We start from the raw sequence: 13,462 nt of genomic DNA, 5'->3' as shown, positions 1-13,462 counted from the left end.
AGAGGAGTGTGAACTATGGTTAATGTGGAGCCAATTATAATCGATAATTATACGTTTATTGCGGTTAGCGTCAAACTTCCAAAGACAAATTTGCTAGCTGTAATGAGCGATAAAGGATATATTATGTGCGGTGCATTAGATGTAGGTCTTTTAAATGAGAAGCTAGGGGATCGAGGTATTATTGCTGGCCGTGCGGTTGGTGTAAGAACGATTGAACAACTTCTTGAAGCGCCGCTAGAATCAGTAACGATTGAAGCTGAAGCTTTAGGTATTACGGCTGGCACAATCGGAAAAGAAGCGTTATTAAAAATGAGATAAGCATATATCGTCCCTCCTTCTTGCATAGAAATGATATAAGAAGGAGGGTTTTTTATGAGTATATTTCGTTCGAAAAATTCGCGGTTTCGAAGGGGACCTATTTCCTTTCGGCACATACTGCTTATGTCGTTTATTCTTTTTGTCATATTACTCTTGCAAGGATTATGGATTGTGAACAGCAGCATTCAGCCGACATTGATTAAATATGGAGAAGTAGAGACACATAAAATGGCGACAGCGGTTATGACGAAGGCGGTAAAAGACAGAATTAATGAAGGGTTCGATGTCGATTCATTAATGAAAGTACAAAATGATAAAAACGGGAAAGTATCCACAATTAATTTAAATACGAAGCAAGTAAATGAAATTGTAACGTCAACGACCATGTACATAGAAAAATATTTACAGCAAGTAGAACAAGGTAATCTGAAAGGGCTAGGTATTTCTGAAAAAAATGGGGCAACGATGGTAGTTCCTTTTGGTCGCGTAACGGATAATGCGCTTCTTGGGAATATAGGTCCCGACATTCCAATTGATTTCACGACGATTGGTCATGTAAATACGGATATTAAACAAAAAATTGAACCACATGGGATCAATACGACAGCAATTCAAATTATTATGGAGATGGAAGTCACGTTGCAAGTAATTATTCCATTTCATACGAAAGAAATAAAAGTGAAACAGGATGTTCCGATTGCGACGCGCATCGTTCAAGGGGAAGTGCCTACTTATTATGGAAGCGGGAGTGTTGTTGTACCTGATAAAAAGAAAACGGATAGTTAGCAGCATCAGCACATAAAAAATAACCGTAGCAATGTGCTACGGTTATCGTTTTGTATTGGCGCGTTCTTTTCGCTCCCAAAGACTTAAATGCATGTATGGATCGAAAGCCCATTCTGTATAACCATTGTCTTTATAGATGCCGAAATGTAGGTGGGGCGGGAATTTTCCAGCTGTGCCGGGAGGTCCGTAGCCGGTGCTACCAACAAATCCGATTACTTTTCCAGGCTCCACAATTTGTCCAAGCTGTATTTCTTTTGAGAACCCGCCTAAGTGAGCGTAATAATGATAATTATTATGAAGGTCACGAATACCGATGCGCCATCCGCCAAGGCGGTTCCAGCCTTTTGTTTCAATGATGCCATAGCAAGTGGATCTTACTGGTACGCCATAGCCTGCGAATATATCGGTTCCTTCATGAACCCTTCTTCCCCCAAAACTTCTTCCAGCACCGAAAGTACTACGGTAGCTATGGTCACTGCGAATAGGTAGGGGAAAAGCATTTCCTTCTAAATTAATACGTCCATAATGTTTATAAATTTGGGCGTATTCGGTAATTAAATCAACTGTTTTTGCACGTCTATAATATTCCCAGAGCATGATTTTAATGCGTTCTTCTGACGTTCCTTGTTTCTTTAAAATTGTTGCTGCTGTATGCAAAAGATCACGGTCGTTATTTGCATTTGCAAATCCATCTTTGTCACCATCTAAACCTAACCCACCAAATAGAGAAATTGTGTGGGGGAGAGTGTCGTTACCATTAACAGGTCCAGCCCATATTTCTGGTTTGAAATAAAGGGAAATGATGGCATCTGGTTTTTTCGGAATATCTTTTCTTACGCTCCGTATATTTCTTTCGTATTGATCCATTGCAGCTAAGTAATACCACGGAATGCCTGAAGATTGCTCGGTTTCTTTATATAGTGCCATGCGCTTTTCGTATATGCTTTGCTGATTATCTTCACCGTAAGCGATGTTTTGGTGGAGAAGAAAGCAAATTGAAAGCAAAAGAGAAATTTTTCGAAGCATGAAATAGACTCCTTTCACATCATCACTCTTTTTAGTGTGGGATATACGGAGTATTTCATTATAGGGAACGATTGGAAAAAATCTTAGAATCTTCATTTGAGCAAATCGCTTTCATACGTTAGAATAGATATGTTACATTGAAAGAAGCGAACACGGTAAACTATTTCATATTGTGCGGAGTTGATAACCATGACAAAACAAACAGAATATAAGCGCAAGCCCGAATGGTTGAAAATTAAGTTAAACACGAATGAAAACTATACAGGCTTAAAGAAAATGATGCGTTCTAAGAATCTTCATACAGTTTGTGAAGAAGCAAAATGTCCGAATATTCATGAATGCTGGGCTGTAAGAAAAACAGCAACATTCATGATTTTAGGTGCAGTATGTACACGTGCTTGTCGTTTTTGTGCGGTTAAAACAGGCTTACCAACAGAGCTTGATTTACAAGAGCCAGAACGCGTAGCAGATTCTGTAGTACAAATGGGCTTAAAGCACGTTGTTATAACAGCGGTTGCACGTGATGATTTAAAAGACGGGGGAGCAGCTGTTTTTGCTGAAACAGTACGCGCTGTTCGTCGCAAAAATCCATTTACGTCAATTGAAGTATTACCATCTGATATGGGTGGAGTAGAAGAAAACTTAAAAATGTTAATGGATGCAAAACCAGATATTTTAAACCATAACATTGAAACAGTACGTCGATTATCTGACCGAGTTCGCGCTAGAGCAAAATATGAACGTTCATTAGAGTTTTTACGTCGAGCGAAAGAAATGCAGCCAGATATTCCAACTAAATCGAGCATTATGGTGGGCTTAGGTGAAACGAGAGAAGATTTAATTGAAGCAATGGATGACTTACGTGCAAACAATGTGGATATTTTAACTCTTGGACAATACTTACAACCATCTAAAAAGCATTTACCAGTTCTTAAATATTACCCACCAGCAGAATTTGCAGAGCTTAAAGAAATTGCACTTAGCAAAGGATTTAGCCACTGTGAAGCTGGCCCACTTGTGCGTTCTTCTTACCATGCGGACGAGCAAGTTCGTTCTGCAAAAGAAAACACAGCAGAAGCAAAATAATGAAAAAAGAGAGCTAATGATTAGCTCTCTTTTTGTTTATACTCTAAAACAGTATTTGAACATGTTAATAAAATCTTTTTTAATTCCTCTGTGGATAATTCAATTGTAAATTCAGGTACACCAGGTGTAATTAAAACTTTATCGTAAGTATAAATAGCGCTATCCACAATAATTGTTACATTTTGTGAATATCCGAAAGGAGCTACACATCCCGGCGTACAGCCAGTCTCTTCCCTTAATTCATCAGGTGAACAGAGCGATAAGCGTTCTCCCGTTATTTCTTTCATCTCTCCTCGGTTGAGCCGAGTTCCTTCTAACGTAAAAAACACGTAATAATTTCCGGATTTTGATTTTAAGAATAAGCTTTTACTTGGAGTGCCTTGTAAGCCAAGCCTCTCCCGCACGATCCGATCTGTCTCATAATCGAGTACTGGTTCGTGTTCAAACTTTTCATAAGAAACATTTGTTTTATGTAGTAAAGCAAGTACATCTTCGTACATATGGAGTGATACCCCTTTCTATTATTAGTACAGTTTCTTCTCGTGGCGTCAACTGAATGTGTTGGAAAGAGATATTACTTGGACGGTGCTTTCCATAATCGTTTTAGGCTACATTGTTCATCGATTGTAATTTCGTACATATCAGGATTCGTTAAAGCTTTCCATTCATGAAAGCCAATCGTATGATCAAAGTGCTTTAAAATAAGCGTAAGTAAGTTTCCATGTGTAACGAGTAGTGTTGTAGTATAGTCTAATTTTAAAACGTCTTCTATAAGCGATATAGCACGGTCCGTTGCTTGTTTTGTTGACTCTCCGCCTGAAAAGGCAATATCTATATTTGTAAAAGTAGATTCTAGTTTTTGCATCCAATTGTCCATTGGAACGTCACTTAATATGCGTTCAGCTAATCGTTCATCTTCTTGGATAGACAAATTGGCTTGGCGTGCATAGGGCCGAATAGAATCGATAGCTCGCACAAATGGACTTGAAATAATATGATCTATTTGTAGTTGGTATTCTAAGAGGAATGTAGCAAGGGTGTTTGCTTGTTTTTTTCCATCGGTCGTTAATTCGGCATCACGTTCTTGGCCAGTTGCTGAACAATGTCGTATTACAATTATTTTCTTCATAATTCATCCTCATCTTTCAAGTTGACGCTATATACTTCGACAAATGTGGAAAAAATTCCTTTTTATCCCGCTTTAATGGGCAGTAAGACCCCCACCTCAAAATTCAGCGCAAGCAAAGAATTTAGGTGGGGGATCAACTGCCCATAAAAGTCCGATTGGTGAGGGCTAATAATCAATGGGGGATGAAGAAACCCCCCACTGATTAAAGTTTCACTTTATTGGAAACGGCATATTGATCTAAATATGTGGAAAAGTAATGTGGATAATAAAAAATTGAGGTGCCATTATGAAAAAAATGATATGTATCGTATTCATGATTTGTTTTCTTACGCAAATGTCCACAACATATGCACAATCCAATCAAAAGTTAGATTATCCAAGTAATCGAAATAAGCCATTTGTGAGTGAGGATGTGTTTTACGAACAATTAGATAAGAAAATTTATAAAGAATACAACAATGCAGCATATAGTGTTCGAAAAAAGATTTTATTTAAAGAAGTGCCTGATGAAGAATTTTCTTTCCTACAAAAAACAGCCGCGGGTTGTCGGAGTAGTGTGGTGTTTCAAGATTTTTTTATTCACCCTAATCGCCAAGTTTATTTTTTCGCTTCCTTTTCTCAAACTGAAGTAGAAGAGTTTCATAAGTACATCGTTATAGATGCAGAAACGAAGAGGGAGCTGCGAGAGGGGAAAAGTTATCATCATTGTAATAATTTATATAAAAAATAACCCACCAATTTTGGTGGGTTATTTTTTACTCTGGCACACTCATTAATTTTGCTTTCATTTTACGAATAAGAATGATAGCACCAATTGTGAAGAGAAGGGTAATTCCTTCTGCAACAAAAATGTTAATTGTTTTCGTTTGATAAAGTGCCGCGAAGAAGTCTACAAATGCGTGGAATAGTATAGCGTACACAAGGAAGATATACTTCTTCTGTTTTACTGCGTATAAAACAAGCATTGTAAAGGCGATTTGCAGCACGAGAGCCATAATTCTTTCTAAGCTACCAAGGAAATATAAGTAGGCAGGTTGCTGAATTAACATGTCCTGTAGGCGGCTTAGCTCCGGCATTTTTTCGACCATTTGAGCGAAGCTACCGTTGTTAATTGAGTTTGCAAATATAAGTGCTTGGAATGCAGAGAATCCGCCAACTAAAATGGATTCAATGCCGCCGTGACCAATTCCATAAGCGAAGCCATCTTTATATTCTTGATATTTTTTTAGTAGGAAGAAGAAGGCAACGAAGCGTCCTAATTCTTCAAAAATACCAGCAGTTAGTCCGCCATAAAGTGCGAAGACAAATGGATTTTCTAAAATTGGAGCGATTGCTGGATTACCGCGTATAAATAGGTGGAATGGTGTTTCGAGAATTTGGGTAAATCCGATAAAGATAAGAACACCAACGCCGACTACTTTCCAATTTATATTGTATTTCTTACGGAAATAAACGAGTACAATAATTGGGACCAGAATCGAAACAACGAGTTGAAAGATGATGCTGGCAATTACAGTATTTGAAACCATATTTTCACCGCTTTCTAATATATGTACATATCTATTATGCATGAAATATTTTATAAAGAAAATGAATTTACTTATTGACTCTAACGTTGCGTCATACTTTATCGTATGTATTAAGGGGGAGATACACATGGCAATGAAGGTAAAAGAAGTAGCTAATTTAGTTGGAATTAGTGTGCGCACACTGCATCATTACGATGAAATCGGGTTGTTAACCCCAGACGAGACGACAGAGTCTGGATATCGTCTGTATTCCAATGAAAATTTAGAGACGTTGCAGCAAATTTTATTTTTTAAAGAATTAGGCTTCCCTTTGAAGAAAATTAAAGAAATTATCATGAGTCCATCATTTGACCGGGAAGAAGCACTACAGCTTCATAAGAAAATGCTACTTGAAAAGCGTGCAAGGTTAGATAAAGTGATTGCGACGATTGATAAAACAATTCAGCATACAAAAGGAGAGATTGAAATGACGAATAAAGAGAAATTTGAAGGATTCGATTTCAGCCATAATCCGTACGAGGAAGAAGCGCGTGAAAGATGGGGAGACGCAGCTGTAGATAAAGCAAATGAATATGCGAAAGGTATGTCAAAAGATAATCAAGAAGAGTTTAATACGATTTACAGAAATTTAGCGGCGCTTAGACACGGAGCACCAGATTCCAAAGAGGCACAAGAAGCAATTGGAGTATGGTACAATTACTTGCAAAACTTCGGTGAATATTCATTAGATGCTTTTAAGGGACTCGGTCAAATGTACGTCGCTGATGAGCGCTTTACGAAAAATATTGATAAGTTTGGCGAAGGTTTAGCGCAGTTTATGTGTGATGCGATGGCGGTTTATGCAAATCGTAAGAAATAGTAAAAAATAAAGAAGGCGGAGGTTTTCTCCACCTTCTTTATTTTTTTATCATATCATTTAAAGTTTGATCCCCCGTATTGTTCAAATGAGGATTTTTGCTCATTTCTCGTTTTAACATATCGAGGCTTTGTGTATATTCGGTATCATTTAAGCTACCTGATTGAAGGCCTTGAATTTGAGAAATCAACTTTTGGTCTGTTGATACATATGCTTTATAATAGCGAGGGACGATGGACAAGGCAGCTTTATATACTTGATCTGCTACGAGTTTTGGATCCGTTGTGTTTGCACGGTATACAACAAATACTTCATCATCGGTAACGAGCGTAGCAGCGTTTGTAACGTCAGGAAGTTTGACTGTCATGCTTGTAATCATTTCAGCGACTTTCTCACGGTTAATGGCTCCTACTTGTTTGTTGGATACTTCATGTTTTTGTTTAGATGAATAACCGACTCTCGTTAATCTTGTGTTTGTATTTTCCGTATGATACATGTCGTTTTTATTGGAAACAAGAACACGACTTCCTTCTTCACGTTCCATTTCGGCTTTATTAGATGATTGACAGCCTGCGAATAAGGAAAGAGTGAGGAGAGAGAGTATAATTTGTTTTTTCACGATGTATCACCTCCTTCTCCATAGCATGCACTAATTTTCAATTTTTTGTATTTGAAATTGTTGGTTGGTATGCTTTGTGATACGATAAAAAGAAGAATGCTTAGAGAGGAAGTTAATGATGGAGCAAAAGCAAGAGCAAGAGATGCATGCTACGGTGAGCATTAATAATGTTCAGTACGAAGTAATTAAAAACTTTCGTGATGGTTTTAGTGAAGAAGCATTTAAAGAGCGTTACGCAGAAATTTTAAATAAATATGATTACATCGTTGGGGACTGGGGTTATGAGCAACTTAGATTGCGCGGTTTCTTTGATGATAGTAATCAACGTTCGACATATGATACGAAAATTAGTACTTTATCAGAGTATTTATACGAGTACTGTAACTTCGGTTGTGCACACTTCGTATTACGAAAATTGAAGAAATAAAAAAATCCTCTTACGATTGTAAGAGGATTTTTTTACTTGCTCACAAACAAATTGAAATAGAATCGCCTTCAGAAAGTATTGCGTTTGGTTTCATTTGTTGTCCGTTCAATTGAATATCCCCATTTTTAATTTTATCCACAATGCGTGTACGGCTCCAGTCGGAAATATATGTGGATAAGGCTTTATCGATGCGGTGGGAACCGAAAACGATATCTAATACGATCGTGATTTCGGTTATGCCGCTTTCTTGATGTTGCGTAATGGAAATGGTAGTAGTTGTTTCTGGCTGATCCTGCTGCGTCATATCGACTGTTTCAACGTGATCAGTAAATGCTTTATAAATACGAAGTTTTTGATTCCACGTATGGTCTTTCGGACATTTATAAATGGCAAAGCGGTATATATTTTTTCCGTTGGCGTTATGCCTACGAATATTTGTGTCGGTAAATAGGGTAGTACGTCTGCAATTTTTACAATATTTTTCGATTGTGTTTTGCTCGTTTTCATATAAACTCCAAGAAAGTTGTACTTTCTGCATTTTCCTTCACCTCTTATAGTAGTGGTAAAGGAACGTAATACAGCTATTTGGATGTCTTGTAGTATGAAGGCATGAGAAAAAGACTAAAATAAAAGGAGGTCCCCAAAGAGGAACCTCCGTAAACATCATACTACAGATGCAATACGTTCCTTTGTAATGGGAATGGGCAGACTACTCCCTTGAAAAAGCACAGTGCTTTTTTGAGAGTAATGCTATCCAATTGCTGGTCCATTACAAAGTAGTTGTTGGCATACGTAGATAACGTCCTTTCTATCCAAATAGATTTATTCTTAATTATAACATAAAAGATTGAAAATTCAAAATCATTTCGATGAAAAAACACCAGCTAAAATAGCTGGTGCATACGATAAATTATATAAGTTCAAATAAAAATGAGCGTAGTTCTTCTGCAATTTCTTCAGTCATAGAAAATGCATGCTCTAAGTAGCCTGGTTCGTTTAAATCGTCAGGACCGATGATTGCAAATTTATTGCGCTGCATATCAAGGACAATTGTTTTACCGTAATGACGATCGGAGTATAAAAGCGCTAAATCATGACGCTCATTTTCTCCCATAAAGCTAACGAAACGAGTTCTTGTAGCGACTGTATCGTCGTACAGAAAGAAACGTTCTTCCATACACATGGCTCCTTTATTAAATATCTAAGTTTAAGTGTGGTTTATGATCTAAATGGTGATGCGTTTTAATGAATCGTACTGTTCTTGTTTTGTAGCGCATAACGATAGAATATGTTTCAGCTAAATCTCCGCCAAGGAATTTCACACCGTCTAATAACTCACCAGCAGATACGCCAGTTGCTGAGAAGATTGCATCATCACCAGATACTAAGTCTTCTAGCATTAGAAGTTGACGAGGATCTTCTAGTCCCATTTCACGACAACGAGCTTCTTCTTCTTCGTTCATTGGAACTAAGCGAGCTTGCATTTCACCTTCAAGGCATTTTAGCGCTGCTGCAGAAATAACGCCTTCTGGAGCTCCGCCGATACCTACGAATAAATCAATACCAGTTCCAGGTAGTGCTGTTGCGATTGACGCACCAACATCACCGTCACCAAATAATTTTACGCGTGCACCTTTTGCACGAACACGATCAATAATATCTTGATGACGTTCACGTTCTTGAACGATAACTGTTAGATCGCGAATCTTTTTATTGTTAGCTTCCGCTACAATTTCAATTGTTTTTTCAATTGGATCATCTAAGCTAATTTTACCAGCTGCTTTTGGACCAACCGCGATTTTTTCCATGTACATATCAGGAGCATGAAGAAGGTTTCCTTTATCTGCGATTGCGATAACTGCCATTGCATTTGCAAGACCTTTTGCAACGATGTTTGTACCTTCTAATGGGTCAACGGCAATATCTACTTCTGGACCGTTACCTGTTCCTAGTTCTTCACCAATATATAACATCGGTGCTTCATCAAGTTCTCCTTCACCAATTACAACTGTACCTGCCATGTTTACTGAATCGAACATATCACGCATTGCTGTAGTTGCTGCATCATCTGCTTCATTCTTTTTTCCGCGGCCCATCCACTGTGCGGATGCTAATGCTGCTGCTTCTGTTACACGGACAATTTCTAGTGCGAGTTCACGTTCCAAGATTCCATTCCTCCAATTTCAAAAATCATACAAATATAACTATAACAAATAACGGAGAAAAGGTGAATTCGAAAAATTGTCGATTTTTTCAGAAGAAAGCGTTACAATTAAAATGTAAATGCTTTAATTTCCAGGTAGGTGACATTCATGTATTTTGTAGACAGAAAGAAAATAGAACAAATGCTAGTATGTTTAGAACGAGCAACAAGTACATTTCAAGAGAAAAAGATATATGAAACCGAGTTTGAATTTTACGCATTAGAGCGCATAGCCCATCTTATTATTGATTGTGTATTAGATGTAGGGAATGCGATGATCGATGGATTTATTATGCGCGACCCAGGAAGCTATGAAGATATTATTGATATTTTAATGGACGAGCGAGTGATAAGTGCAGAAGATGGACAAGGAATGAAAGAAATTATCCTTCTTCGAAAAATGCTTACGCAAGATTATATTCAAATGAATCATGATGAATTATATAAGACGATTCAAAAACATATTGCAGTGGTAGAAAAATACCCAGCAAATATTCGCAGTTATTTAGAGAAGGAATTAGGGCCTGTATCTGCATTTGTACCAGAATAATTATGCTTATAAGATCCCCAAAGAATGCCTTTTGGGGGTCTTATATTGTATGTGAGGGAGAAGGGTGAAGCATGGGGGAAGCACGTACGACGAAAGATGAAATTGTGCAGTTGTTGAAAGTAAAGGGAGAGCACACGGTAGCGGAACTAGCTGAAGTTTTAGAGATTACAGAAATGGCGATTCGAAGACATTTAAGTAATCTTGAGAAGGATGGTTTCATCTATTCCAAGATGGTAAGGCAACATGTCGGAAGACCAACTTATTTGTATGGATTAAGCGAAAAGGGAGAAGATACATTCCCGAAAGAGTATAAGCAATTTGCAATTGATATGCTAGAAGATTTAGCGCGAATGGGCGATGAAAAAATACTTCGTTACGTTTTAAAAGAAAGAACGAAGCGTATGGAAGAACAGTTACAAAAGCGTGTGAGTAACCAAAAGAATTTAGCATATAAAGTGCAAGAGATAGCAGCTATGCAAGAGAAAAATGGTTATATGGTTCAAATTAAGAGAGACGGAGAGAACTCTTTCGTAATTGAAAAACAAAACTGTCCGTTAAAGGAAATCGCTGAGAGATTCCCGCAAGTGTGTGAAGATGAAAAAGAGATGTATAATCGTTTATTTGCGAACGCAGATGTGAAAACGCTAGCAAATATGTGCGAGGGCGATTGTAGTTGTTCTTACCAAATAAAAGAGAAAAAATGAACGTTATGGGGCGCTTTAAGGTAAAGCGTTTTTTTCTTTTGGAAAAGCGGGTAATATAAGAGTAGTATGATAAGGTGAGAACGTTAGCATAGAAGGAGAGACATAATCGATGTATAAAGGTTACTTAATTGACTTAGACGGTACAATGTATCGCGGAGAAGAACAAATTGAAGAAGCGAGCGACTTCGTAAAAGCATTAGGAGAGCGCGGTATTCCGTATTTATTTGTTACAAATAACTCAACGCGTAAACCAGAACAGGTGGCAGAAAAACTTGTTCGTTTCGATATTCCAGCGAAAGCAGAGCAAGTATTCACAACGAGTATGGCAACAGCGAACTTCATTTACGAACGTAAACAAGATGCAACTGTATATATGATTGGTGAAGAAGGCTTACATGATGCACTTGTGGAAAAAGGATTTGAACTTGTGGATGAAAATCCTGATTTCGTTGTTGTTGGTTTAGATCGTGACATCACATATGAAAAATTAGCAAAAGCTTGTCTTGCTGTGCGTAACGGCGCAACGTTTATTTCTACAAATGGAGACATTGCCATTCCGACTGAGCGCGGATTATTACCAGGTAACGGTTCATTAACATCAGTTGTAGCAGTATCAACAGGTGTGGATCCAATCTTTATCGGAAAACCAGAATCAATCATTATGGAACAAGCTTTGAAAGTGCTTGGCATAGAAAAGAATGAAGCATTAATGGTTGGGGATAACTACGATACAGATATTTTAGCAGGAATAAATGCTGGTATGCATACGCTTCTTGTCCACACTGGAGTCACAACTGTGGAGAAGTTAACAGAATATGAAGTACAACCGACGCAAGTTGTGCATAACTTGACGGAGTGGATTGAGAAGATGTAAGGAAACGCAGGTAACCGAAAGAGGTTACCTGTTTTTTTATGCATAATTGCATATGTACTATAAGTATATAAAATGTAAAATTTAAATGTAATGATGTAAGGGGGAGAATAAGAATGTACTGGATGTCATGTATTATGTTTGTTTTTACATTATGTGTTTTGTTTTTTGTTCTATGGAAAATATATACAATAAATGAAATGAAAAAAAGTGCGGGAAAACTTATTGCAACATATCCACGAGTGAAAAGACGTTGGATTGCATTACTTGGGCCAGCGTACTTCATTGGACAATGTATGTATATATATGCTCAGTACGTAAGTGGGGATATTGATACAGTTGAACAGTTTCTCATTCAGTTAGGTATTCATGCTGTAGCAAGTTGTTTTATGACTTTAATAGCCATCCATCTTATTAAAAGTGTACAAATATATGAAAAAGGTGTAGTAGACGGATTAAACTTTTATTCATACGAAGAATTAAAAGGCTATAAAACATCGACATGGGAAAATCCAAAAGAAAATATATTTTTATATCGCGGGCGCGAAAAAATGAATGACAATGTAAATTTACTTATTAGACAGGAAGATATGAATGAATTAGAAAGCATTCTTCAAAGATATATTCCGAAATTAATGATGAAATAAAAAACTCCGGTTGTTAAAGCCGGAGTTTTTTTATTAAAATGCACGATTCACAACATCTTTAACTTCTTCAAGATATTGTTTACGCACACTGTCATCCACAGAAGGAACACTCGTATAGAATGTATGCTCAATTGTTTCAATTCCTGTAAATTCAAAAATACCAACATCCGCTGTTTTCTTCATTGCGTCAAACATACCGCCTGCTGTGTATGCTTCTTTCGTATTTCCCATTGTAGATAATAATAAGCCTTGTTTACCGCTTAATAACTTTTCAATACCGTTTTCACCGTAAGCATAAGCGAAGCCGTGGCTAAATACACGGTCAACGTATCCTTTTAAAATAGCTGGAAGTCCCGCCCACCAAACTGGATAAATGAATGTAATGCTATCAGCCCAAGAGATATGCTCTTGCTCTTCTTTAATATCTTCTGGTGTGTTTCCTTGCGAAAATGAGATGAAATCGGAAGCGCCTAATACTGGATTGAAGTTTAATTTGTATAGATCACGAACACGTACTTCATGACCTTTTTCTTCTAATTCACTTTTTACCGTTTCTAAAATTGAATGGTTGAAGCTTTCTGTATTTGGGTGTGCATAAACGATTACATGTTTCATTGTTTTTCCTCCTATTTGTGGATATGTGAGTAGTTTTTATGTATTCGTGTAACTATTATGGTTACTTTTTTTACGAGAGTCAATTTTTCTGACATG

19 protein-coding genes are annotated in these 13,462 nt (G+C 37.3%); 10 read left to right on the top strand and 9 right to left on the bottom strand.

What is annotated here, in order from left to right; all coding sequences use genetic code 11:
* Positions 1-15 precede the first annotated feature (15 nt).
* Positions 16-318 carry a YunC family protein gene (locus tag ATN06_RS25430; protein WP_000248463.1) on the top strand — a complete coding sequence of 101 codons (303 nt, stop codon included), beginning with the start codon at positions 16-18 and terminating at the stop codon, positions 316-318.
* A gap of 54 nt (positions 319-372) precedes the next feature.
* On the top strand, positions 373-1,104 hold the full coding sequence (yunB, locus tag ATN06_RS25425; RefSeq protein ID WP_060632763.1) for a sporulation protein YunB: 732 nt from the start codon (positions 373-375) through the stop codon (positions 1,102-1,104).
* 42 nt (positions 1,105-1,146) lie between these two features.
* Here the strand turns inward: yunB and ATN06_RS25420 are convergent, their stop codons facing one another.
* The gene (locus ATN06_RS25420) at positions 1,147-2,130 is read right to left on the bottom strand and encodes a M23 family metallopeptidase (protein ID WP_060632762.1); all 984 of its coding nucleotides are present in this window, start codon (positions 2,128-2,130) and stop codon (positions 1,147-1,149) included.
* Between the two features lie 189 nt (positions 2,131-2,319).
* On the opposite strand from ATN06_RS25420, the gene lipA reads away from it, so the two are divergent.
* Positions 2,320-3,216, top strand: coding sequence for a lipoyl synthase (lipA, locus tag ATN06_RS25415; protein ID WP_029440566.1), 897 nt, complete (start codon positions 2,320-2,322; stop codon positions 3,214-3,216).
* Between the two features lie 20 nt (positions 3,217-3,236).
* Here the strand turns inward: lipA and ATN06_RS25410 are convergent, their stop codons facing one another.
* Together ATN06_RS25410 and ATN06_RS25405 are read right to left on the bottom strand one after the other, a co-directional pair.
* Positions 3,237-3,716 carry a YbaK/EbsC family protein gene (locus ATN06_RS25410; RefSeq protein ID WP_060632761.1) on the bottom strand — a complete coding sequence of 160 codons (480 nt, stop codon included), beginning with the start codon at positions 3,714-3,716 and terminating at the stop codon, positions 3,237-3,239.
* A gap of 74 nt (positions 3,717-3,790) precedes the next feature.
* Complete coding sequence (locus tag ATN06_RS25405; protein WP_060632760.1) at positions 3,791-4,345, bottom strand: histidine phosphatase family protein; 555 nt, start codon at positions 4,343-4,345, stop codon at positions 3,791-3,793.
* A gap of 286 nt (positions 4,346-4,631) precedes the next feature.
* On the opposite strand from ATN06_RS25405, the gene ATN06_RS25400 reads away from it, so the two are divergent.
* The gene (locus tag ATN06_RS25400; protein ID WP_060632759.1) at positions 4,632-5,075 is read left to right on the top strand and encodes a hypothetical protein; all 444 of its coding nucleotides are present in this window, start codon (positions 4,632-4,634) and stop codon (positions 5,073-5,075) included.
* A gap of 25 nt (positions 5,076-5,100) precedes the next feature.
* Here the strand turns inward: ATN06_RS25400 and ATN06_RS25395 are convergent, their stop codons facing one another.
* Positions 5,101-5,916, bottom strand: a complete 816-nt coding sequence (locus ATN06_RS25395) for a YhfC family intramembrane metalloprotease (protein WP_060632758.1) — start codon at positions 5,914-5,916, stop codon at positions 5,101-5,103.
* A gap of 85 nt (positions 5,917-6,001) precedes the next feature.
* On the opposite strand from ATN06_RS25395, the gene ATN06_RS25390 reads away from it, so the two are divergent.
* A complete protein-coding gene (locus tag ATN06_RS25390; protein WP_060632757.1) occupies positions 6,002-6,733 on the top strand; it encodes a MerR family transcriptional regulator in 732 nt (243 codons plus the stop codon).
* A 37-nt stretch (positions 6,734-6,770) separates the two neighbouring features.
* Here ATN06_RS25390 and ATN06_RS25385 read toward each other — a convergent pair whose 3' ends face one another.
* Complete coding sequence (locus tag ATN06_RS25385) at positions 6,771-7,349, bottom strand: YhcN/YlaJ family sporulation lipoprotein (RefSeq protein ID WP_046954398.1); 579 nt, start codon at positions 7,347-7,349, stop codon at positions 6,771-6,773.
* A gap of 115 nt (positions 7,350-7,464) precedes the next feature.
* On the opposite strand from ATN06_RS25385, the gene ATN06_RS25380 reads away from it, so the two are divergent.
* Positions 7,465-7,776, top strand: coding sequence for a YutD family protein (locus tag ATN06_RS25380; protein WP_088115932.1), 312 nt, complete (start codon positions 7,465-7,467; stop codon positions 7,774-7,776).
* Positions 7,777-7,816: 40 nt separating this feature from the next.
* Here the strand turns inward: ATN06_RS25380 and ATN06_RS25375 are convergent, their stop codons facing one another.
* The 3 genes from ATN06_RS25375 to glpX form a co-directional block, all read right to left on the bottom strand.
* Positions 7,817-8,314, bottom strand: coding sequence for a DUF1062 domain-containing protein (locus ATN06_RS25375; RefSeq protein ID WP_060632755.1), 498 nt, complete (start codon positions 8,312-8,314; stop codon positions 7,817-7,819).
* 372 nt (positions 8,315-8,686) lie between these two features.
* A complete protein-coding gene (locus tag ATN06_RS25365; RefSeq protein WP_000392615.1) occupies positions 8,687-8,953 on the bottom strand; it encodes a DUF3055 domain-containing protein in 267 nt (88 codons plus the stop codon).
* Between the two features lie 16 nt (positions 8,954-8,969).
* Positions 8,970-9,941: a class II fructose-bisphosphatase gene (gene glpX, locus ATN06_RS25360; protein ID WP_000439091.1), complete on the bottom strand. Its 972-nt coding sequence runs from the start codon at positions 9,939-9,941 to the stop codon at positions 8,970-8,972.
* A gap of 147 nt (positions 9,942-10,088) precedes the next feature.
* On the opposite strand from glpX, the gene ATN06_RS25355 reads away from it, so the two are divergent.
* The 4 genes from ATN06_RS25355 to ATN06_RS25340 all read left to right on the top strand — a co-directional run bounded on the left by ATN06_RS25355 (position 10,089) and on the right by ATN06_RS25340 (position 12,751).
* Entirely contained in the window at positions 10,089-10,529 is a 441-nt protein-coding gene (locus ATN06_RS25355; protein WP_000274001.1) for a DUF86 domain-containing protein, read from the top strand.
* 71 nt (positions 10,530-10,600) lie between these two features.
* On the top strand, positions 10,601-11,233 hold the full coding sequence (locus ATN06_RS25350; protein WP_000503356.1) for a helix-turn-helix transcriptional regulator: 633 nt from the start codon (positions 10,601-10,603) through the stop codon (positions 11,231-11,233).
* A 109-nt stretch (positions 11,234-11,342) separates the two neighbouring features.
* Positions 11,343-12,107 (top strand): TIGR01457 family HAD-type hydrolase, encoded by a 765-nt coding sequence (locus tag ATN06_RS25345; RefSeq protein ID WP_000276467.1) that lies wholly within the window; start codon positions 11,343-11,345, stop codon positions 12,105-12,107.
* Positions 12,108-12,220: 113 nt separating this feature from the next.
* Positions 12,221-12,751 (top strand): DUF5673 domain-containing protein, encoded by a 531-nt coding sequence (locus tag ATN06_RS25340; protein WP_060632753.1) that lies wholly within the window; start codon positions 12,221-12,223, stop codon positions 12,749-12,751.
* Positions 12,752-12,784: 33 nt separating this feature from the next.
* Here the strand turns inward: ATN06_RS25340 and ATN06_RS25335 are convergent, their stop codons facing one another.
* On the bottom strand, positions 12,785-13,366 hold the full coding sequence (locus tag ATN06_RS25335; RefSeq protein ID WP_060632752.1) for an NAD(P)H-dependent oxidoreductase: 582 nt from the start codon (positions 13,364-13,366) through the stop codon (positions 12,785-12,787).
* Between the last annotated feature and the right edge of the window lie 96 nt (positions 13,367-13,462).

The organism is Bacillus thuringiensis (assembly GCF_001455345.1).
Taxonomy (GTDB): Bacteria; Bacillota; Bacilli; order Bacillales; family Bacillaceae_G; genus Bacillus_A; species Bacillus_A thuringiensis_N.
Note: the sequence above shows the minus strand (reverse complement) of the source record. Positions and strands in the feature narration are given on the sequence as shown.

Bases quoted from the DNA above. Each gene is read 5' to 3' on its own strand.
- ATN06_RS25430 (WP_000248463.1), top strand. From the start codon at position 16: ATGGTTAATGTGGAGCCAATTATAATCGATAATTATACGTTTATTGCG.
- yunB (WP_060632763.1), top strand. From the start codon at position 373: ATGAGTATATTTCGTTCGAAAAATTCGCGGTTTCGAAGGGGACCTATT.
- ATN06_RS25420 (WP_060632762.1), bottom strand. From the start codon at position 2,130: ATGCTTCGAAAAATTTCTCTTTTGCTTTCAATTTGCTTTCTTCTCCAC.
- lipA (WP_029440566.1), top strand. From the start codon at position 2,320: ATGACAAAACAAACAGAATATAAGCGCAAGCCCGAATGGTTGAAAATT.
- ATN06_RS25410 (WP_060632761.1), bottom strand. From the start codon at position 3,716: ATGTACGAAGATGTACTTGCTTTACTACATAAAACAAATGTTTCTTAT.
- ATN06_RS25405 (WP_060632760.1), bottom strand. From the start codon at position 4,345: ATGAAGAAAATAATTGTAATACGACATTGTTCAGCAACTGGCCAAGAA.
- ATN06_RS25400 (WP_060632759.1), top strand. From the start codon at position 4,632: ATGAAAAAAATGATATGTATCGTATTCATGATTTGTTTTCTTACGCAA.
- ATN06_RS25395 (WP_060632758.1), bottom strand. From the start codon at position 5,916: ATGCATAATAGATATGTACATATATTAGAAAGCGGTGAAAATATGGTT.
- ATN06_RS25390 (WP_060632757.1), top strand. From the start codon at position 6,002: ATGGCAATGAAGGTAAAAGAAGTAGCTAATTTAGTTGGAATTAGTGTG.
- ATN06_RS25380 (WP_088115932.1), top strand. From the start codon at position 7,465: ATGATGGAGCAAAAGCAAGAGCAAGAGATGCATGCTACGGTGAGCATT.
- ATN06_RS25375 (WP_060632755.1), bottom strand. From the start codon at position 8,314: ATGCAGAAAGTACAACTTTCTTGGAGTTTATATGAAAACGAGCAAAAC.
- ATN06_RS25365 (WP_000392615.1), bottom strand. From the start codon at position 8,953: ATGGAAGAACGTTTCTTTCTGTACGACGATACAGTCGCTACAAGAACT.
- ATN06_RS25355 (WP_000274001.1), top strand. From the start codon at position 10,089: ATGTATTTTGTAGACAGAAAGAAAATAGAACAAATGCTAGTATGTTTA.
- ATN06_RS25350 (WP_000503356.1), top strand. From the start codon at position 10,601: ATGGGGGAAGCACGTACGACGAAAGATGAAATTGTGCAGTTGTTGAAA.
- ATN06_RS25345 (WP_000276467.1), top strand. From the start codon at position 11,343: ATGTATAAAGGTTACTTAATTGACTTAGACGGTACAATGTATCGCGGA.
- ATN06_RS25340 (WP_060632753.1), top strand. From the start codon at position 12,221: ATGTACTGGATGTCATGTATTATGTTTGTTTTTACATTATGTGTTTTG.
- ATN06_RS25335 (WP_060632752.1), bottom strand. From the start codon at position 13,366: ATGAAACATGTAATCGTTTATGCACACCCAAATACAGAAAGCTTCAAC.